The sequence below is a fragment of the Streptomyces nodosus genome, assembly GCF_008704995.1.
GTDB lineage: Bacteria > Actinomycetota > Actinomycetes > Streptomycetales > Streptomycetaceae > Streptomyces > Streptomyces nodosus.
This window is the reverse complement of sequence record NZ_CP023747.1, coordinates 405,349-424,300: the sequence shown is the minus strand read 5'-3', so window position 1 is coordinate 424,300 and position 18,952 is coordinate 405,349. Positions and strand designations below refer to the sequence as shown.

At 70.8% G+C, this 18,952-nt stretch carries 20 protein-coding genes and 2 pseudogenes; 19 read left to right on the top strand and 3 right to left on the bottom strand.

Annotation, left to right across the window (positions count from 1 at the left end; translation table 11 throughout):
- Positions 1 to 2 precede the first annotated feature (2 nt).
- The 10 genes from CP978_RS02225 to CP978_RS02180 all read left to right on the top strand — a co-directional run bounded on the left by CP978_RS02225 (position 3) and on the right by CP978_RS02180 (position 10,034).
- Positions 3 to 899: a carbohydrate ABC transporter permease gene (locus tag CP978_RS02225; protein ID WP_052453940.1), complete on the top strand. Its 897-nt coding sequence runs from the start codon at positions 3 to 5 to the stop codon at positions 897 to 899.
- On the top strand, positions 899 to 1,792 hold the full coding sequence (locus CP978_RS02220; RefSeq protein ID WP_043437100.1) for a carbohydrate ABC transporter permease: 894 nt from the start codon (positions 899 to 901) through the stop codon (positions 1,790 to 1,792). The genes CP978_RS02225 and CP978_RS02220 overlap by 1 nt, the downstream gene beginning before the upstream one ends.
- Positions 1,789 to 3,903: an alpha-galactosidase gene (locus CP978_RS02215; protein ID WP_043437097.1), complete on the top strand. Its 2,115-nt coding sequence runs from the start codon at positions 1,789 to 1,791 to the stop codon at positions 3,901 to 3,903. Before CP978_RS02220 ends, CP978_RS02215 begins: the two co-directional genes overlap by 4 nt.
- Before the next feature lie 70 nt (positions 3,904 to 3,973).
- Entirely contained in the window at positions 3,974 to 4,732 is a 759-nt protein-coding gene (locus CP978_RS02210; protein ID WP_043437095.1) for an SDR family NAD(P)-dependent oxidoreductase, read from the top strand.
- Positions 4,733 to 4,780: 48 nt separating this feature from the next.
- Positions 4,781 to 5,542 (top strand): FadR/GntR family transcriptional regulator, encoded by a 762-nt coding sequence (locus CP978_RS02205; protein WP_043437092.1) that lies wholly within the window; start codon positions 4,781 to 4,783, stop codon positions 5,540 to 5,542.
- Positions 5,539 to 6,684 (top strand): galactonate dehydratase, encoded by a 1,146-nt coding sequence (gene dgoD / locus CP978_RS02200; RefSeq protein ID WP_043437089.1) that lies wholly within the window; start codon positions 5,539 to 5,541, stop codon positions 6,682 to 6,684. Before CP978_RS02205 ends, dgoD begins: the two co-directional genes overlap by 4 nt.
- Positions 6,678 to 7,475 carry an aldose 1-epimerase gene (locus CP978_RS02195; protein WP_043437086.1) on the top strand — a complete coding sequence of 266 codons (798 nt, stop codon included), beginning with the start codon at positions 6,678 to 6,680 and terminating at the stop codon, positions 7,473 to 7,475. The genes dgoD and CP978_RS02195 overlap by 7 nt, the downstream gene beginning before the upstream one ends.
- 24 nt (positions 7,476 to 7,499) lie before the next feature.
- The gene (locus CP978_RS02190; RefSeq protein ID WP_043437084.1) at positions 7,500 to 8,135 is read left to right on the top strand and encodes a bifunctional 4-hydroxy-2-oxoglutarate aldolase/2-dehydro-3-deoxy-phosphogluconate aldolase; all 636 of its coding nucleotides are present in this window, start codon (positions 7,500 to 7,502) and stop codon (positions 8,133 to 8,135) included.
- Positions 8,132 to 9,046: an SMP-30/gluconolactonase/LRE family protein gene (locus CP978_RS02185; RefSeq protein ID WP_063839035.1), complete on the top strand. Its 915-nt coding sequence runs from the start codon at positions 8,132 to 8,134 to the stop codon at positions 9,044 to 9,046. The genes CP978_RS02190 and CP978_RS02185 overlap by 4 nt, the downstream gene beginning before the upstream one ends.
- A gap of 10 nt (positions 9,047 to 9,056) precedes the next feature.
- Complete coding sequence (locus CP978_RS02180) at positions 9,057 to 10,034, top strand: sugar kinase (RefSeq protein ID WP_043437081.1); 978 nt, start codon at positions 9,057 to 9,059, stop codon at positions 10,032 to 10,034.
- 70 nt (positions 10,035 to 10,104) lie between these two features.
- Here CP978_RS02180 and CP978_RS02175 read toward each other — a convergent pair whose 3' ends face one another.
- A complete protein-coding gene (locus tag CP978_RS02175; RefSeq protein WP_043437080.1) occupies positions 10,105 to 11,094 on the bottom strand; it encodes a helix-turn-helix transcriptional regulator in 990 nt (329 codons plus the stop codon).
- A gap of 94 nt (positions 11,095 to 11,188) precedes the next feature.
- Here CP978_RS02175 and CP978_RS02170 point away from each other — a divergent pair, with 94 nt between their 5' ends.
- Both CP978_RS02170 and CP978_RS02165 read left to right on the top strand, forming a co-directional pair.
- Complete coding sequence (locus CP978_RS02170; protein ID WP_043437076.1) at positions 11,189 to 11,587, top strand: VOC family protein; 399 nt, start codon at positions 11,189 to 11,191, stop codon at positions 11,585 to 11,587.
- A 162-nt stretch (positions 11,588 to 11,749) separates the two neighbouring features.
- Positions 11,750 to 12,872: pseudogene (locus tag CP978_RS02165) on the top strand (IS630 family transposase).
- A 46-nt stretch (positions 12,873 to 12,918) separates the two neighbouring features.
- On the opposite strand, the gene cpt reads toward CP978_RS02165, so the two are convergent.
- Entirely contained in the window at positions 12,919 to 13,449 is a 531-nt protein-coding gene (cpt, locus tag CP978_RS02160) for a chloramphenicol phosphotransferase CPT (protein WP_043447920.1), read from the bottom strand.
- Between the two features lie 218 nt (positions 13,450 to 13,667).
- Here cpt and CP978_RS02155 point away from each other — a divergent pair, with 218 nt between their 5' ends.
- The 7 genes and pseudogenes from CP978_RS02155 to CP978_RS02120 all read left to right on the top strand — a co-directional run.
- Complete coding sequence (locus tag CP978_RS02155) at positions 13,668 to 13,859, top strand: hypothetical protein (RefSeq protein WP_144401424.1); 192 nt, start codon at positions 13,668 to 13,670, stop codon at positions 13,857 to 13,859.
- Positions 13,860 to 13,927: 68 nt separating this feature from the next.
- A complete protein-coding gene (locus CP978_RS34740; RefSeq protein ID WP_158508311.1) occupies positions 13,928 to 14,065 on the top strand; it encodes a hypothetical protein in 138 nt (45 codons plus the stop codon).
- 210 nt (positions 14,066 to 14,275) lie between these two features.
- On the top strand, positions 14,276 to 15,034 hold the full coding sequence (locus tag CP978_RS02150) for a DUF899 domain-containing protein (protein ID WP_043437074.1): 759 nt from the start codon (positions 14,276 to 14,278) through the stop codon (positions 15,032 to 15,034).
- A gap of 686 nt (positions 15,035 to 15,720) precedes the next feature.
- On the top strand, positions 15,721 to 16,113 hold the full coding sequence (locus CP978_RS35445) for a hypothetical protein (RefSeq protein ID WP_221500838.1): 393 nt from the start codon (positions 15,721 to 15,723) through the stop codon (positions 16,111 to 16,113).
- Between the two features lie 90 nt (positions 16,114 to 16,203).
- Positions 16,204 to 17,607, top strand: coding sequence for a VanZ family protein (locus tag CP978_RS02130; protein ID WP_043437073.1), 1,404 nt, complete (start codon positions 16,204 to 16,206; stop codon positions 17,605 to 17,607).
- Between the two features lie 54 nt (positions 17,608 to 17,661).
- Positions 17,662 to 17,841: a hypothetical protein gene (locus CP978_RS02125; protein ID WP_043437071.1), complete on the top strand. Its 180-nt coding sequence runs from the start codon at positions 17,662 to 17,664 to the stop codon at positions 17,839 to 17,841.
- A gap of 256 nt (positions 17,842 to 18,097) precedes the next feature.
- Positions 18,098 to 18,529 (top strand): annotated as a pseudogene (locus tag CP978_RS02120) (ATP-binding protein); the annotation flags it as partial.
- Here CP978_RS02120 and CP978_RS02115 read toward each other — a convergent pair.
- The gene (locus tag CP978_RS02115) at positions 18,502 to 18,765 is read right to left on the bottom strand and encodes a hypothetical protein (RefSeq protein ID WP_150478127.1); all 264 of its coding nucleotides are present in this window, start codon (positions 18,763 to 18,765) and stop codon (positions 18,502 to 18,504) included. The pseudogene CP978_RS02120 and the gene CP978_RS02115 sit on opposite strands and share 28 nt — an antisense overlap.
- Positions 18,766 to 18,952: the final 187 nt, after the last annotated feature.

Here is an 18,952-nt window from a genome sequence, read left to right as displayed (position 1 = left end):
CGATGGCGCCGACCGGCTCCGCACGACGGCCCGGAGCCACCCGGGTGCCCCCGGTGGTCCTGGCCTTCGTCCTCGTCCCGCTGCTCGCCGAGGCGTTCTGGGTGTTCTGGCCGGCCCTCCAGGGCTTCTCCCTCTCCCTGACGTCCTGGGACGGCCTGTCGGCACCGACCTTCGTCGGCCTCGGCAACTTCAGCGAGATGCTGCACGACACGGTCTTCCGCACCGCCGCGATCAACACGGTGCTGTGGCTGCTGCTCTTCGGCGGGCTCTCCGCCGCCCTCGGCCTCGGCGCCGCGCTGCTGCTCCAGCAGGAGCGGCGCGGCATCGGGTTCTACCGGGCGGCGCTCTTCCTGCCCGTGGTCTTCTCACTGGTCGCCACCGCGCTGGTGTGGCAGGCCATGTACCAGCCGGACGGCCTGATCAACCATGTGCTCCAGGCCGTCGGTCTCGGCGGCTGGAAGCACGCCTGGCTCGCCGACCAGGACACCGCCTTCTACGCGGTCATCGTGCCCGCGCTGTGGCGCCAGGTCGGCTATGTCATGGTGCTGTATCTGGCCGGCCTCAAGGGCATCGACCCCGTACTGTACGAGGCGGCCAAGGTCGACGGCGCCACCCGCGTCCAGCAGTTCCGGCACATCACACTGCCGCAGCTGCGCAGCGTCAACGCGGTCGTCCTGTCGGTCATTGTCATCGACTCGCTGCGCTCGTTCGACGTGGTGTGGGCGCTCACCCGCGGCGGCCCGTACCACTCCTCCGAACTGCTGAGCACCTATATGTACTCCACCGCGTTCCAGTCGCTGCGCCTGGGATACGGCTCCGCGCTCGCCGTCGTCATCTTCGTGCTGGCCTTCGGCGTCATCGTGAGCTACCTCGTGCGCGCCTTCCGGGAGGCCGACTGATGACCGCCACCCGCACCACGGCGCACATCGAGACCACCGAGGCCGCGGCACCCCACCGCCCCGCGCCCCGCGGCCGCGCCCTGCGCACCACCGGCTTCCATCTGACCGCCGGACTGCTGTCCGCGCTGTGGCTGCTGCCGATCGTCCTGGTGCTCCTCACCAGCACCCGCACGTTCGACGACATCGCCGCACACGGTGTCGGCAGCCGGCCGCACTCGTTCACCCTCGACGGCTTCCGGCAGGCGTGGGTGGACGGCGGCCAACAGCGCGCCCTCATCAACAGCATGCTGGTCACCGTCCCCACCGTGCTGCTCTCGCTCGGCCTTGCCTCCATGGCGGCCTTCGCGCTCAGCCGCTACGCCCTGCCCTTCCGGCGCGTCCTGCTGCTGCTCATGCTCGGCGGCAATCTGCTGCCCCCGCAGATCCTGCTGATCCCGGTCTCCAAACTCAGCGAACTGCTCGGCATCTACGACCGGTTGTACGCCCTGATCGGCGTGCAGGTCGGCTTCGGCGTAGGCTTCTACGTCTTCGTCCTGCACGGGTTCATGAGGGCCATCCCCGCAGAGATCCAGCAGGCCGCCGTCATCGACGGCGCGAACCCGTGGCAGATCTACCGGCGGGTCGTTCTGCCGCTGGCCCGCCCGGCGCTGGCCGCGCTGAGCGCGCTGTCGTTCACCTGGATCTTCAACGACCTGCTGTGGGCCATCACGGTGCTGCGCACCGAGGACCGGATGCCCGTCACCGCCTCGCTGATCGGACTCCAGGGCCAGTACGTGTCCATGTGGAACGTCATCGCGGCCGGCTCGGTGATCGCCGCCGCCCCGACGGTGGCCGTCTTCCTCCGCTTCCAGCGCCACTTCGTGGCCGGACTCAACCTCGGAGCCGTCAAGTGACCGCGCACGACGACCGGTGGCTGCTGCGCACCGACACCACCACCTACGCCGTCACCCTCGGCGGCGACGGCCGCTGGGCCGAGCTCGCCGCCTGGGGGCCGCACGGCGCCGAGGACGGGCCCTCGCCCCTGGAACGGTCCCGCCGCACCCACTTCATCACCCCCGCGGACACCGCCCCGGCCGAGTACATCCCCTACGGGCTGCGACCGTTCACCGGCGCCGACCTGATCGCCTCCCGTCCCGGCGGCGACCGCGGCAGCTGGTGGCGCTTCACCGGGGCCGCACAGGACCAGGACCGGGCACTGCGCCTGGAGTTCACCGACGACCTCCTCGGCCTGCGCACGACCCTCCACTACCGGACGGTGCCCGGCACCGATGTCGTCCTGCGCTGGACGGAGCTCACCTGCACCGGCGAAACCGAGGTGCGCCTGGAACGCTTCGACTCCGCGGCCGTCAACGTCCCCGTCCAGGGCGGCGCGCGGCTGACCTACCTGGCCGGACAGTGGTCGCAGGAGTTCCAGCTCAAGGACGTGCGCCTGGAGCGTGGCCGCTTCGAGACGGAGAGCACCCAGGGCTCGGCCGGGCACGCCTATCACCCCTGGCTCGCGATCCAGGACGCCGCCGCCCCCGCCGAGGGCGCCACCCCCACCTACGGGATCGCCCTGGAATGGTCCGGCAACTGGCGGATCACCGCCGACGCCGAGCCCGGCGGCTCCGTACGGGTGCGCGCCGGCCGCGTACCCCATGAGGGCGCGGTCCGCCTCGCCCCCGGAGCCACCCTCGTCACCCCCCGGCTCGCCTGCGCCTTCAGCCCCGACGGGCTCGGCGGGCTGGCCCGAGTGTGGCACCGCTACGAGCGGCACCTCACCGGCGCGCGCATCGACCGGCCCCGCAAGGTCCTCTACAACTCATGGGAGGCCACCGGCTTCGACGTGGACGCCGCCGGCCAACTGGAGCTCGCCAGGACCGCCGCAGAACTGGGCGCCGAGCTCTTCGTCGTCGACGACGGCTGGTTCACCGGACGCCCCGACGACCGCGGAGGGCTCGGCGACTGGGACCCGGACCCGGCCGAATTCCCCGGCGGCTTCGACCGGTTCGTCGAGGACGTCCGCGCCCTCGGCCTGGACTTCGGCCTGTGGGTGGAACCCGAGGGCATCAGCCCCCGCTCCGGGCTCTACGCCGAGCACCCCGAGTGGGTGTACCGGATCGACGGCCGCCCCGCCACGCTGGTCCGCAACCAGCTCCTGCTCGACCTCGGCCGCGAGGACGTCCAGGACTTCGTGACCGGCACCCTCGACCGGCTGCTGGACTCCCATGCCGTCAGCTACCTCAAGTGGGACATGAACCGGCCGCCCACCGAGCGCGGCCGCCCCGGCCACCCGGCCGGGCCCGACCCCGAACTCCACGACCTCGACGCCGCCCATGTCGCCGGCTACCTCCGCGTCCTGGACCATCTGCGCACCGCCCACCCGCACGTCACCGTCGAGGGCTGCGCCGGCGGCGGCGCCCGCGTCGAACACGCCACCCTCGCCCGCACCGACGTGGTGTGGCCCAGCGACAACACCGCGCCCCTGGACCGGCTGCGCATCCAGTACGGCTACCTCCACGCCCATGCCCCGCACACCATGAGCTCCTGGGTCACCGACGCCCCCGGCATCTTCGACCCCCGGCCCCGCTCGCTGGCCTTCCGCTTCGTCAGCTCCCTCACCGGCGTCCTCGGCATCGGCGCCGACATCCGCCGCTGGACGCCGGAGCAGCGCGCCGAGGCGGCACGCTGGATCGCCCGCTACAAGGAGATCCGCGACGTCGTCCACCACGGCGAGGTCCATCTGCTGGGCAGCCCCGAAGACCCGACGTGCGGCATCCAGTACGAGGAACCGGGCAGCGCCCGCCTGGTGGTGGCCGCATGGAACACCGGCCCGCTCGACGGCGCGCCCCTGGTGCCCGGCCGGGCCGCCCGGCTGCGTCTGCGCGGACTGCGGCCGGACGCCGTCTACGCCGACACCGCCACCGGCATCCGCTACAGCGGCGCCCATCTGCTGCACTCCGGGCTGCCGTTCGCCTGGACCGCCGAACGGGACGCGGAGCTGACCGTCCTGGCCCGGCAGTGACACCGGCGGCCGCCCCCGCACCCCGCTGCCCTCGGACATTCCCACCCCCGGACAGGAGACGATCCACCCCATGAACCCAGCCGCCCGCTTCACCAACCGCGTCGCCGTCGTCACCGGCGCCGCATCGGGCATCGGCGCGGCCACCGCAGCACGCCTCGCCGCGGAGGGCGCGGCCGTCGTCCTCGCCGACATCGACGCCGAACACGGCGAGGTGACCGCCGAAGGGCTGCGCGAGGACGGGGCCCGCGCCCTGTTCGTCGCCGCCGACGTCGCGAGCGAGGACGACTGGCGGCGCGTGATCACCGCCGCCCACCGCTTCGGGCCCGTGGGCGTCCTGGTCAGCAACGCGTACACGGTGGCCGTCGCCCCGGCCCACGAGACCAGCCTCCCGGCCTGGGAACGGCAGCTCTCCGTCAACCTCACCGGCGCCTTCCTGGGCGTCCGGGCGACACTTCCCGACCTGCGCGAGCAGCAGGGCGCCGTGGTGCTGGTCTCCTCCGTCCACGCCCACCGGGGCATCCCCGGCCACCCGGCGTACGCGGCCAGCAAGGGGGCCCTGCTGTCGCTGTGCGGCCAGCTCGCCGTCGAGTACGGGCCGCTCGTCCGCGTCAACGCGGTGCTGCCGGGACCCGTCCTGACCGCCGCCTGGGACCGGGTACCGCAGGCCGACCGCGACCTCAGCGTCGCAGGGACCGCCGCCCGCCGCTTCGGCACTCCCGAGGAGGTCGCCGCCGCCGTCGCCTTCCTCGCCGCCGACGAAGCCTCCTACATCACCGGATCGAGTCTGCTCGTGGACGGCGGCTGGAGCGTCTCCAAGGACTCCGCCTGACGGAACCGACCACTCCCGCCCCGACCGACCAGCAAGAAAGGCACACACATGACGCCCTACGCGCGCCGCGGAGTGCACGGCCAGACCGTGGAGACCCTCGCCCGCCGGGTGCTCAGCGGCGAGATCCCCGAGGGAGCGACACTCGACATGGCGGCCCTGCAGAGCGAACTGGACGTCAGCCTGACGGCCCTGCGTGAATCGCTCAAGGTGCTCGCGGCCAAGGGCATGGTCGACGCCCGGCAGAAACGCGGCACCTTCGTCCGGCCCCGCTCCGACTGGAACCTGCTCGACGCCGACGTGCTGCGCTGGCAGTTCTCCGAGCCGAGCGGCACCGACGCCGACGCCGCACTGCTCCGCAACCTGGGCGAGGTCCGCGACATCATCGAACCCGCCGCCGTGCGGCTGGCCGCGACCCGCCGCACCGACGCCGACCTCGAGGCACTTCAGGCGGCACTGACCGCGATGGGCCAGGAGGGCGGCGCCGGCGACGCCGTCAAGGCCGACCTCACCTTCCACCGGGCTCTCCTCGCGGCCACCCACAACGAACTGCTGGAACGTATGGAGATGGTCATCGAGTCGGGCCTGGCCCATCGCGACCGGCTCGTGCACAGCGCCCCCCACAGCGAGGATCCCGTCCCCAGCCACCGGGCCGTCCTCGACGCCGTGCGCGACCGGGACCCCGACGCCGCGGAACACGCCATGCGCGCCCTGCTCGACCAGGCGACGCGCGACCTCGACAAGCTCAGCGACCCCTCCGCGCCCGGGGGAGCGGACCGCACGGCCGAGAAGAAGGACGGACCGTCACAGTGAAGATCGCGCGTGTCGAGACCTTCCTCGTCCCGCCCCGCTGGCTGTTCTGCCGCATCGAGACCGACGACGGCGTCGTCGGCTGGGGCGAACCCGTGGTGGAGGGCCGGGCCGAGGTGGTCAGATCAGCCGTCGAGGTGCTGGCGGAGTATCTGGTGGGAAAGGACCCCCTGCGCATCCAGGACCACTGGCAGGTGCTCAGCAAGGGCGGCTTCTACCGGGGCGGCCCGGTCCTCTCCAGCGCCGTCGCCGGCATCGACCAGGCCCTGTGGGACATCACGGGCCGTGCGCTCGGGGTGCCGGTGCACACCCTGCTCGGCGGTCCGGTCCGCGACACCGTACGCGTGTACGCCTGGGTCGGCGGCGACGAACCCGAGCGGCTCAAGGAGGAGGTCACCGCCCAGGTGGAGGCCGGCTTCAGCGCCGTCAAGATGAACGCCGCCGGGCGCACCCCGCCGATCGGCAGCCCCGCCGAGACGGCCGCGGTCGTCGAGCGGGTGGCCGCCGCCCGCGAGGCCCTGGGCCCGCACCGCGATGTCGCCGTCGACTTCCACGGCCGCTTCAGCGCCGCCAACACCCGGCGCGTGCTCCATGAAATAGCCCCGCTGCACCCGCTGTTCGCCGAGGAACCCGTGCTGCCCGAGCAGGCACACCTGCTGCCAGGGCTGGTCGCCACCTCGTCGGTGCCGCTGGCCACCGGCGAACGGCTGTACGGGCGTGCCGACTTCCTCCCGGTGCTGACCGCGGGCATCGCCGTGGCCCAGCCGGACCTGTCGCACGCCGGCGGGATATCGGAGGTCACCCGGATCGCCTCGCTCGCCGAGACCTTCGGGGCCCATCTGGCGCCGCACTGCCCGCTCGGCCCCATCGCGCTGGCCGCCAGCCTCCAGGTCGCCTTCGCCACACCCAACTTCCTGATCCAGGAGCAGAGCCGGGGCATCCACTACAACAAGGACGCCGACCTGCTGTCGTACCTGGTCGACACCGAGCCCTTCCGCTTCGCCGACGGCCAGGCGCACCGCACCGCACTGCCCGGACTCGGCATCGCCGTCGACGAGAGCGCCGTTCGCGCCGCCGACCGGTCCGGACACGCCTGGCGCAACCCCGTGTGGCGGCACGCCGACGGCTCCTTCGCCGAATGGTGACCGGCACCCGGCTCCCGGTCCGCGTGGTCACCGATCCGGACCACGGCGGACGCTGGACCTCGCTGACCGCGGGCGGCCGCGAATGGCTGTGGCACCGCGACGAGCCCCGCCGCCCCCTGGCCGGGCCCGGCGACCCCTTCGCCGACGCCGGCGGCCTCGAGGAGTGCGTACCCACGGTGCGCGGGCTGCCCGATCACGGGGACGCCTGGTCACGGCCCTGGCTCAGGGACGGGGAGGAGGACGTCGTACAGTGCCCCGACTTCCGCCTGACCCGGCGCCTTCGTGCGGAGTCCGGAGCCGCCGTCGCCGACTACACGCTCACCGCGGAGCCCGGCTACCGCTTCCTCTGGGCCGCCCACGCCCTGCTCGACCTCTCCCCGGCCGCGCGGATCGCCATCGACACACCCGCGAAGACCCGGCTCCACCCGGACGAGGGCGCGCACCGGGTCACCGGCGACTGGCCGCGCGTCCAGGGCATACCGCTCGACCGGCTGGGCCCGGACGACGGGACCGCCGTCGGCGCGATCGTCCTCACCCCGGTGGCCGCCGTGCACGACGGACCCGACACGCTGCATCTGTCCGTCGAGGCCACCGGACAGCCCGTCGCGGTCGCCCTGTGGCGCAACCTGGGCGGCTTCCCCTGCCACGCCCCGTACCGCTCGATCGGCGTGGAGCCGATGCTCGGCCGCGTCTTCGACCGCACGGGGGCGGACGACGGCGACACGGCTGTCGTCCCGCCCTCCGGCGAGGTCACCTGGCGGCTCACCGTGACCGCGACCCGCCGCCCCTGAACCCCGCCACCAGAGAGGAAGCCGATGGACCTGCTCGCCGCGCTGCGCGCCCAGCGACTGCTCGCCATCGTTCGCGGCAGCGACCCGGACGCCGCGCTGACCACCGTGCTCGCCCTCGCCGAGGAAGGCGTCACCCTCGTCGAGGTCTCCCTCAGCGGACGCGACGCGCTGGACGTCATCGCGCGGGCCCGCGCCGCGCTCGGCCCGGACGCGACGCTCGGAGCCGGAACCGTCCTCAGCGCCGACGACGCACGAGCCGCCCACAACGCCGGGGCGGCCTTCCTCGTCACCCCGGCGGTCAGCGACGGCATCGCCACCGGGCGGGAACTCGGACTCCCGGTGCTCGCCGGGGTGATGACCCCCACCGACATCCTCCAGGCACTGCGCCTCGGCGCCGACGCCCTCAAGCTCTTCCCGGCCGGCAGCGCCGGTGGCCCCGGCTATCTGCGGGACCTGCGCGGCCCCTTCCCCGATCTGCCCTTCGTGCCCGTCGGAGGAGTGGACGCCCAGGCCGCCGCCGCATATCTCCATGGCGGCGCCATCGCCGTCGGCGTCGGATCGCCTCTGATCGGGGACGCCGCCGACGGCGGCAGCGGCACCGCCCTGCGCCGACGGGCCCGCACCTTCCTGGACGTCGTCCGCGCGGAGGACCACTCATGACCGCGACCTCGACCCCCATGGTTCTCGGCACCGACCGCCTCGAACTCGGCGAAGGCATCCGCTGGACGGACGACCACGCCGTGCTGACCGACATCCTCAGCGGCCGGCTCCTCGCCGCTCCCGACGACCCCACCGCGCCACACACCCCGATCGCCCGACTGCCCTGTCCGCTGGGCGCGGTGGCACCGGTCGAGGGCCGCCCCGGCCACTGGATCGCCGCCGCGGGCACCGGCGTCTGCCGCGTCGACCCCGCCGGCCGAGCCGAATGGATCGCGCGCCCCGAGGACGACGCCCCGGTACCGATGCGGATGAACGACGGCGTCGCCGACCCCCAAGGTCGCTTCTGGGCGGGCAGCATGGCCCATGACGCGACCGGGGACGCGGGCTCCCTCTACCGCCTGGACCGCGACGGCCGCGTCACCCGCGTGCTGCGGGACATCACGGTCCCCAACGGCCCGGCCTTCACCGCCGACGGCACCCTCATGTATCTCGCGGACAGCGCCCGGGGCGTCATCCGGCGCTACCGGGTCGACCCCGCGAGCGGCGACCTGGGCACACCCGAGCCCTTCGTCACCCTCGCCTCCGGCAGCCCCGACGGGATGACCACCGACACCGAGGGCGGGCTGTGGACCGCCGTCTGGGGCCTCGGACAGGTCCACCGCTACCACCCCGACGGCGCCCTCGACCGGATCATCGACCTGCCCGCCGCACAGCCCGCCGGACTCTGCCTCGGCGGCACCGACGGCCGCACGCTCCTCGTCACCAGCGCACACATCGGCCTGCCCGCCCCGGGGCCCTTCGACGGCGCCGTCTTCGCCGTCCGCGTGGACGTGCCCGGCACCCCCGCCTCCCCCTACCGCCCGACGGTCCCCTCCGCCCCGGCGCCGACCGACCGCGCCGACACACCCTAGGACCCCCACCATGAGCCTCCACCGGCCACTGCGCCCGGGCCCCGTGGTCTGCGTCGGCGAGACCATGGCCGCCCTCGCCCCCGATCCCCTCGGCCCCCTGGACGACACCGACCTGCTGCGCGTCGACATCGCGGGCGCCGAGTCCAACGTCGCCCTCTACCTCGCCGACCACGGCATCCCCGCCCGCTGGGTCTCCGCCGTCGGCGACGACCCCTTCGGCCGCCGTGTCCGCGCCCGGATCGCCGCGGGCGGCGTCGACATCAGCGGCGTACGCACCGACCCGGAACGTCCCACCGGACTCCTGCTCAAGGACCCGGGCCCGCACGGCACCCGCGTCCACTACCACCGGGCCGGATCGGCCGCCTCGGCCCTCACCCCCGAGGTGCTCGACGATCCGGCGGTGAAGGGTGCCGCACTCGTCCACCTCAGCGGCATCACCCCCGCCCTGTCCCCGCACTGCCACGCCCTCGTCGAACACGCGCTGCGCCCCGACCGCCCATGGCCCGTCAGCTTCGACGTCAACCACCGCCCCGCCCTGTGGGCCGGCCGCTCCGCCGCCCACGTACTGCGGCCGCTCGCCGACCGGGCCGACATCGCCCTCGTGGGTCTCGACGAGGCCCAGACCCTGTGGGGGGACGGGATCACCGACGCCGAACGCGTCCGCGACCTCCTGCCCGGCCCGCGCGTCCTCGTGGTGAAGGACGGGGGCCGCGCCGCGACCGCCTTCGTCGGCGCCACAGCCCACCGCGTGCCCGCCCTGACCGTGCCCGTCACCGAACCGGTCGGCGCCGGGGACGCGTTCGCCGCCGGATTCCTCGGCGGACTGCTGCGCCGGCTGCCCATGGACCGCGCCCTGCGGCTGGGCCATCTGACCGCGGCCTCGGCCCTGAGGACCACCGCGGACCACGCCCCGCTACCGGAACCCTCCCTGATCACGGCGCTCCTGGACGCCGATGAGAAGACCTGGCGGGCCGCCGTGATCGACTGATCCCTCGAACGCGGCACGAACCTGTGGGAGCCCTTCCACGCTCCAGCGGTCCCGCATCGGTTCCCCGCCGTCAGGCTCGGCGGGCGTGGGACGCGAGGCGATCGGCGAGCGCGGTGACGAGGTCGCGCAGTTCATCGGGGCGCTCGACGACGAACGGCCGGTCGAGTGAGGCGAGTACCGGAGGCAACCAGTCGAGCCGCTCCACCCGCAGTTCGACGCGCAGCCAGCGCTCGGCCGCCCGGTCCTCGCCTGCCGCGGGCTCGTGCTCCTCCAGGCTCGCGACGCCGGCGGGAAGGCGGGCGCGGATCTGCTCGACCGTCCCATGGATCCGCAAGATCACCTCATGCCGGTACTCGGCCGTGGCGAACCCCGACAGCACGCGCTGTGCCGGACCGGGACCCGTCGGCGCTTCGAACGAGCCGGGCAGGGGCCTCGCGTCTGCGATGCGATCGAGCCGGAAGGTCCGGTCCTCGCCGATCCGGGCGTCCTTGCCGGTGACGTACCAACGGCCCGCATGGGCGACGATCCCGTACGCGTGCAGCGTGCGTTCGCTGCGCCGTCCGTCGCGGTCGGTGTAGCGGATCGAGAGCGGTCGGCGGTGACGCACCGCATCGGCGACGGTGAGCAGGATCTCAGCGTCCGGGGTGTCGAACTCGCCGGGCTGATCCGTGAAGGCGAGAGCTTCCAGGAGCGTGTCGAGCCGACGGGCGACGTGCCGGGGCAGCACCCGCCGGATCTTCGCCGATGCCGTCTCACCCGCCGTGTGCTCCGTCGTCGTCAAGCCCGCTCGGCGGCCGGCTGCCAGACCGAGCAGCACGGCCAGCGCCTCGTCCTCGCTGAGCATGAGCGGAGGCAAGCGGTACCCGGGGGCGAGCCGGTACCCGCCGTAGCGGCCGCGCACCGATTCCACGGGCACGTCCAGGTCGATCAGCTGGTCCACATACCGCCGCACGGTGCGCCCCTCGACGCCGAGCCTGTCGGCGAGTTCGGCCACCGTCCGGGTGCCGCCCGACTGCAGCAGCTCCAGGAGCGTCAGCACGCGGGCAGTGGGTCGAGGCATGTTCCGCAGCCTAACGCGAATACCGGACCGATTCTGTCCACTATTTCTCCTAGCCTGCGACGTGCACGCCTCCAGCACAGCCAAGGAGATTTCCATGGAGTTCGTCTCGATCCGCATCATCACCGGCGACGTCGCACGCCTCGTCGAGTTCTACGAGCGAGCCACCGGGGCGCGGGCGACGTGGGCCACCGAGGACTTCGCCGAACTCAGGACCCCGGGCGCCACCCTCGCGATCGCCGGCACCCGCACCGTCCCGCTGTTCGCCCCGGGCTCCGCCCGCCCGGCGGACAACCACAGCGTGATCACCGAGTTCCTCGTCGACGACGTGGACCGCGTTCACCAGAACCTGACCGGTTTCGTCACCGACTTCGTCAACGGGCCCACCACGATGCCCTGGGGCAACCGGTCGCTGCTGTTCCGCGACCCCGATGGCAACCTCGTCAACTTCTTCACCCCCGTCACCCCGGCAGCCATCGAAAAGTTCGCACGCTGACAGCACGCACAGCCGCTCACGGGGGCGCGCGCACGCCGAGAGAAGGGATCGCGAGATGTAAAGCTAGTGCTCTGACCGGGAAGGTTCACCGAGTTGCCGTTCGCGGTTCGGGCCTTGCGCGCGGTTGGATGTGCCGACATCCAATCTGTGCGGGGAGGCGCGATGGCAGAGCCGGTCAAGGTCCGCAGACTGACCGACCAGGAGGGACAGCGGCTGCAGCAGATCGTGCGCCGGGGCAGCACCAGCGCGGTGCGCTACCGGCGGGCGATGATGATCCTGGCATCGGCCGGAGGCGACCGTGTGCCGGTGATCGCCCGGCTGGTCCAGGCCGACGAGGACACCGTCCGCGATGTGATCCATCGGTTCAACGAGATCGGCCTGGCCCGCCTGGACCCTCAGTGGGCGGGAGGCCGTCCCCGCCTGCTCAGCCCTGACGACGAGGACTTCGTCATCCAGACGGCCACCACCCGTCCCACCAAGCTCGGGCAGCCCTTCACCCGCTGGTCCATCCGCAAACTCGCCGCCTTTCTACGCAAAGTCCACGGCAGGGTGATCCACATCGGCCGTGAGGCCCTGCGGATGCTGCTGGCCCGCCGTGGGGTCACCTTCCAGCGCACCAAGACGTGGAAGGAGTCCACCGACCCCGACCGCGACGCCAAGCTCGACCGGATCGAGCACGTCCTGGAGCACTTCGCGGACCGCGCATTCGCCTTCGACGAGTTCCGCCCGCTGGGCATCCGGCCCACCGCAGGATCCTGCTGGGCCGAGCAGGGTCGCCCCGGCCAGCTGCCGGCGACCTACCACCGCCCCCACGGCCGTCACCTACTTCCACGGCTGCTACTCCGTCGGCGACGACACCCTGTGAGGCGTCAACCGCCGCCGCAAAGGCACGGCCAACACCCTGGCGGCCCTGAAGTCGATCCGGGCCGCCCGTCCCGACGGCGCTCCGATCTACATCATCTTGGACAACCTCTCTGCCCACACGGGCGACAAGATCCGCCGCTGGGCGAAGAAGAACAAGGTCGAGCTGTGTTTCACCCCGACCAACGCCTCCTGGGCCAATGCGATCGAGGCGCACTTCGGGCCGCTGCGGCAGTTCACCCTCGCCAACTCCCGCCACCCCAACCACACCGTCCAGACCCGTGAGCTGCACCGTTACCTGCGCTGGCGCAACACCAACGCCCGCCACCGCGACGTGCTGGCCGCCCAACGCCGCGAACGCGCCCGGATCCGCAGCGAGAAGGGCATCCGCTGGGGCGGACGGCCCCCGGCAGCAGCGGCCTGACTCGTCCCGGCGTTGTGGTCACAGCGGCAGACAGCCAGGCCGTCGATCACCCGACCTGCGCGGCGATGGCCCGCGCGCACTCCATCGCCTCGGTATGCGTGGTGTCCACCTCCAGGTCATAGACCACGCCCCGGTGGACCACTTCCGCCTGGGAGGCGGCCATCCCGATGGTCCGATCGCCTCGCGCGACCTCACGGCCTGCGGCCACCGCACTGTCACACCGGACGCCGACCCACAGCACCCGCAGGCCACCCAAGGCCTTCTGCCACCGCTGCTGCGAGTCCGCTCCGCCGAGGAAGACCTCATCGACGATGACCCGGGCGCCCGCACGGGCCATCGCGGCGACCCCCTCGATCCATGCCGCTTCCAGCGTCCGGAACTCCGGACCGACGATCACCGCTCCGTCCGGAGCGAACTCGATTCCCGCATCTGACACCTGCATGGACGCGGGCATCGCGTCAACCAGCGTGTCGGTCCCGAGAGCCAGCCACGGATCCGGCAGAACCGTCTGCAGACACCGGGCGATCCCGGACTTCCCCGAGCTGGAACCACCGTTGAGAACGATCACCTCAGTCATCACCGCGCCACAGTAGAGGCACCCCAGCAATCCCTGAAACGGATTTCCGCGGAAGCTGCCCGCCTCCTACAACACGGTGAACCTTCCCGGTCAGAGCACTAGCTTGACGTCGAGAGGGAGCGCCATCTGCCGTCGCTTCCGCTCGCGTTCCGCATCGCACGGTTCTTCGGGCAGACCGTGGACGCCATGTTCGACCCTGACAGCGAGGAGCTGACATCATGACCGGCCCCGTTCCCCCGCGCCTGCGCGCGCCCCTCGTCATCATCGGCGCCTGCCTCGCCACGGGCCTCGCGGACGTCACCGTGCGCGGCTGGGCGACCACTCCGGTGGTCACCTCGCTGCCACCGTCGGGCTCGCGGCCATCGGTTACTGGTTCGTCGGCGGGCGGGACACCGACCGCGCCGCCCTGATCCGCCGCGAGCCGGACGAGCGCCAGGCCCAGCAGCGATTGCAGGTGCAGGCTCTGGTCGGAAAGGCCATGACCCTTGCAGCCGCCGTCGCCTTCGCTACCGCTGTCGCTCTCGATGCCACCCTGTGGCCGTTCGCGATCGCTCTCGCTCTGCCGGTCCTGACGGCCGCCGTCGGATGGGCCCGTTACGGCGACCGGCAGAGGTGACCGCGCGGACCCCGGGAGAGCAGGCGGCTCGACTCGCCGCGGCTGGCGAGAGCCTGCCTGCCCGCCCCTCGAACCCACCGTGAGGTGGCCCGGCTGTCGCAGGGGGCCAGGGCCGCTGACGACTGCTGCGATGTGGGCGGACCCCGGCAGTTCGGTGCTCGTCTCAGGCCGCACCGATGAGTTCTTGCGGGCTGTCGGGTCAGTAGAGACATGACTGCACCGAACACGCCGCCGGTCGTCTCCCGCCGGGAGTGGCTGGCCGCCATCGACACCCTGCGCGTCCGGGAGAAGGCGCACACCCGGGAGGGCGATGCGATCGCCGCCGCCCGCAGACGACTGCCCATGACCGAGGTGGACCCGTCGACTCCGCTCGTGGGAGGCGACGGAGAGGTCCCGCTGATCGACGTCTTCGAGGGCCGTACCCAGTTGTTCGTGTCGTATCACATGTGGCACGACGGCCAACCCGCCGCCGGCCAGTGCGAGGGCTGCACCTTCTTCACCGGCCAGGTCCGCGAGCTGTCCTATCTGCACCAGCGTGACGTCACCTTCGCCGTCTTTTGTCAGGGCCCCTTCGAGGAGTCCGACCGCTACCGCCGTTTCATGGGCTGGGACATGCCCTGGTACTCCGTGCCCGCCGAGTCGCACGAACGGCTCCTCGCCGGCCGCCACTTCGGCATGAAAGCGGCCTACCTCCGCGACGGGGACCGCGTCTTCGAGACGTACTGGACCACCGGACGAGGCGTCGAACCCATGGCACCCTCCTACGGCATCCTCGACATGACCGTCCGCGGACGGCAGGAGACCTGGGAAGACTCCCCACCCGGCTGGCCACATCCGTACGAGACACGCGGCCAGCAGTTCCGCAAGAACGGACGACCGACCGCCCAATGGCCACGGATCACCGCCGGACACGACGACAACCTCCATGGCACACCATCCCGCACGGGCGGCTCGGGCTGTTGCCCGTGAGCGGTGGGAGAAGGAAACGGCACGGCCCTGCGCCGCCCCGGGCCGGCGGGGGGCCGCTGCCGCTGGCTGGAGCGCTCCAACCTGGCCGTCACTACCGGCCCGGTAGGCCGGCCGAGGCGTGCAGTAACAGCACTGCAGACCCGTGGCGTGCGCTGCGGCGATCATGGTGGTCGTGGCCGTCTCTCCGGCCGTCGGGGCTGGTGACCTCGATACCGAAACCCCCATGTGTGGGCCAGGTGCGTACCCACCCGGCCTGACAGCTCGGGATGAGCCGGATCTCCAGCCGGGTGCCGTCGGCTGCCGTACGCGAACCCACCGTTAAAGGATTTTCCCACGCAGTGGCCAGCGGATCACAGTCCTCGCAGGAGCGCAGTCGGTAGAGGGGCGTGCGCGCGGCGGCAGCCGGGCCGGTTTCATAGGAGGCGTGGATGATCGCGGCGGGTGTGAGCGATCCTGCGGGTCGTCCAGGCCGATACCGAAGGCCCTGGGCAGCCTAAAGGCTGTCCCGCAACACTAGATGATCGATTCCAAGGGGGGTGCCTCTATGTTCTTCATTAAGCGTGTGGGCAGCTTCGGCCCGAGGTTCGATCTTCTTCGTGGGGCATGAGACTGTCTGGTCGTGCCAGAGATGAGGAGTGGGTTGGAGGCGGCCTTGGCTGAGGCGTCGTCTCCTTCGTGGACGCGACGTGTTCGTGCCGGGCGTGACCATCGCGGCAGGATCCATCATGTTCAGCACACCTGCTGCGTCGGCCGCCACGTACTGCAGCAATGGTGGCTACACCGCCACCGGCGAGCCCATGTCGCGGTGCACCGAGCTGGACAACGGCATTCTGTACGTTCACCAGGCTGGCAACGGCAACGTCACCACCGGGTACGACAAGACGGGCGGAAGTGCTATATCCGCCCAGCTTGGTTACTCGCGCGGGGGGACCAGCCACTACGTCAGTGCCGTCTCCATCAGTTCGGGCCAGAATAAGAGCCACACCTGGGCGCTGGCGGAGAGCGCCTACTGCACGAGCACAATCGGCCTGCTTAAGTACACCGGCGGCTCGTACCAGACGCCTGCCTCGCACTGCTGAACCACAGCCCCAAAGGCCCCGCCTACCAAGGCGGGGCCTTCCCTCTCCCGGACCTGCTCTCCTCGACATAACCACACAAGGAACCGCGCCGTGTTTTCCGCCATCTTTCAACACCATGTCGGCTATCTGGCCGTGTGCACACTGATCGGCCTCATCCTCGGCGGCGCAGCCTGGACGCTCGTCCGCAAGCGGGGAAAGCCTCACGGGGCATGGTGGGCCGGTCTCGCCTTCACTCTCACCGGCGTGCTCGGCGTCACATTCATGGACGGTGGCCCGGCCAGCGGCGTGTGCGTCCTCAACCATCAATTCGCCGAGCCCTTCCACACCACGCAAGGGTTGTGGAACCTCGCCATGATGGTGCCCGTCGGCGCCTGTGCACTCCTGGCCATCCGCCGCCCGCTGCCTGTCCTCGTCGGCGTCATCGCGCTGCCCCTGGCCATCGAATTCACCCAGGCCACCGTCAACGGCCTGGGGCGCGTGTGTGACAGCTCGGACGCCCAGATGAACATCATCGGCGGGTTGATCGGGCTCTCCGTTGTCGCGGTTGTGCTCACAATTCGCCACTCGCTCGCCTGGCAGGCGAGCAGCAAGGGCGCCCTGATCACTTTCGCGGCGCTGCTCCTCCTGGGCTCGGGAGTGGCGCGTCCGATGCTCGCCTTCACGAATGTGGATGGCACCGGCCTCTCCGACGCAAGTTCCGGCCAGACGCAGGCCGTTGAGGCCGCCGTCAAGGAGGCGTTCGGTGACCGCTACAAGATCGGCCGGCAGTACGCGCAGCCGTGCGCGGGTGCCCCCTGCACCAACATCATCTTCATCCTGCACAGCCGTGAAAAGGGGCACTCCGAAGACTTCGGTTCCGGTAGCCTTTCCTGGCCGGACAAGAAGCACCTGAACGTACTGCTGGAGGACAGTGATCGGCCCACTGTCATGGGATACCCAGTGGGAGGCGTGAAAGCCCCGTCTACCGATACAGCAGCCTCTGGAATTGCGAAGTCGTACGCCCAGCGACGGTATCCGTGGGCAATGGGTGCGACCATGAGTGAAACGTCCGCTGTGGGCGCAAAGGCCGAACTTGGCTGGATTACGAGCTGGAGGTGGATTCAAAACGACGTTCTGATGCCCAGGATGCTGGACGTCCAGGTAGACAGGGCCGGGCGTGTGTCTCAGATTGACGTCACCCTTGGTCCGACCCGGGTGAAGCTTCCCGAAGCCAAGGTTGACGCGGGTCAAGCCGAAAAGGAAGTAAACAAGGCGGTAGCGGTACAACTCCAAGGCAATGGAAACACTGGCGCAGAATTTCATAGCAAAGCAGTTACTGTAAAAGCGGTCGAGCAAGACGGTGATTGGCAGCCGAACTGGCTTGTGAACGTGACGTGGCCCATTAGCGGAAAGAGCGATGATCCGCAGGAGCAGGCACCGGTTGAGATGTACCACGTGAACGCCCTGACAGGGAAGGTGTACGACGCAGCCGGACAGCCCCTCAGAACCAAATGAAGCAGACCGATCTGTGGGGGCTGACTGCCGGAGTGGTGGTGGCCAGGGTCGGTCTTGCTGGAGCTGCGGCGGGTCGGCCGGCAGACCGTCGTGACGACGGCGCAACCGGTCGGAGTTGACGGATCCGGCTCGACCGGCATCGCCGCGCTCGCCTCCGGTCGTCCCTTCATCGGCATCGAGGGCTCTGAGCAGATCGCCGCCACGGCGCGCTCCCGACTCGCTGCAGCCGCCTAGCGGGACTGTCGTACATTCGTGCCACACTGGCCTACGCGATCACATCCCGAGTCGGGACGCTTCACGCACGAACGGCCCACCGCGCCCTTGTCGCGGGGGGCCGTTCCTGTTCCTGCTGGACAGTTCGTGTTCCTGCTGGACAAGATCGCCACTTAGCGTCAACATGAGGCCAGTACCAGACGTGTGCCCACTGACTGGACCACCACCGGGAATCATGGCTACGCCACGGTGTAGAAGTTCCCGTCAGACCGCATGACGCCAGGGCGCACACGTCCGCTTCGCCAAGACCAGCTGCGTCCTCGCGGATCTTGCCGGCGGCCATGCGGACCGCACCTGGGAGAAACGGATCCGCGAGCTCGTCCGCCCCGACGTCCTCATCCTCGGCGACTTCGCGATGCGCCAGATGTCCGCAGCCCAGGCCGATGACCTCTACGAACTCGTCTCCGAGCGGCAGGGCAGGTCTCTGATCATCACCAGCAACCGGGCGCCCAACGACTGGTATCCCCTCTTCCCTAACCCCGTTGTCGCCGAGTCGCTCCTCGACCGGCTCATCAACACCAGCCATCAGGTCATCATGAACGGCCCCAGCTACCGCCCGAACAAGCGGCCCAAGAACCCACCGGCAAGCCCGTCAAGCCACTCACCTGACGACCCGACCGGTCAGGATCCGGCATCGGCAGGCCGCTGATGCCCGCACGGCGCCGGATCGCCGTTCTTGTCGAAAACCTCGGCGTCACTTCCCGAGTTCACCCACACCGTGATGCCCTGATCATGAACGACGACGTTGAACGGCGACTCCTCGGGCTCCGCCTCGGTCACGACGGTGAACTCCTCACCCGGACGCATCCAGTGATCAGTTCCCCACGGCTCCACCCAGAGGCAGAGCAGGCTGCCTGTCTCGTTGCTCACGCTCGTCTTCGACACGCGGGCACTCTAACGAGCGGCGTCAACGGCCCGAGACGCCTGGACCACACCGGGCGCTTGGGGAATTACGTGAACTTCTGCCCGGGGAATTGCCTGAACGTTCACATCAGTCACGCCCCGAACGTACGGATGCGCCGCAAGGCAGACAAGACCGCACACGCGTGCCCACCGCCAGGGACGCCGCCGG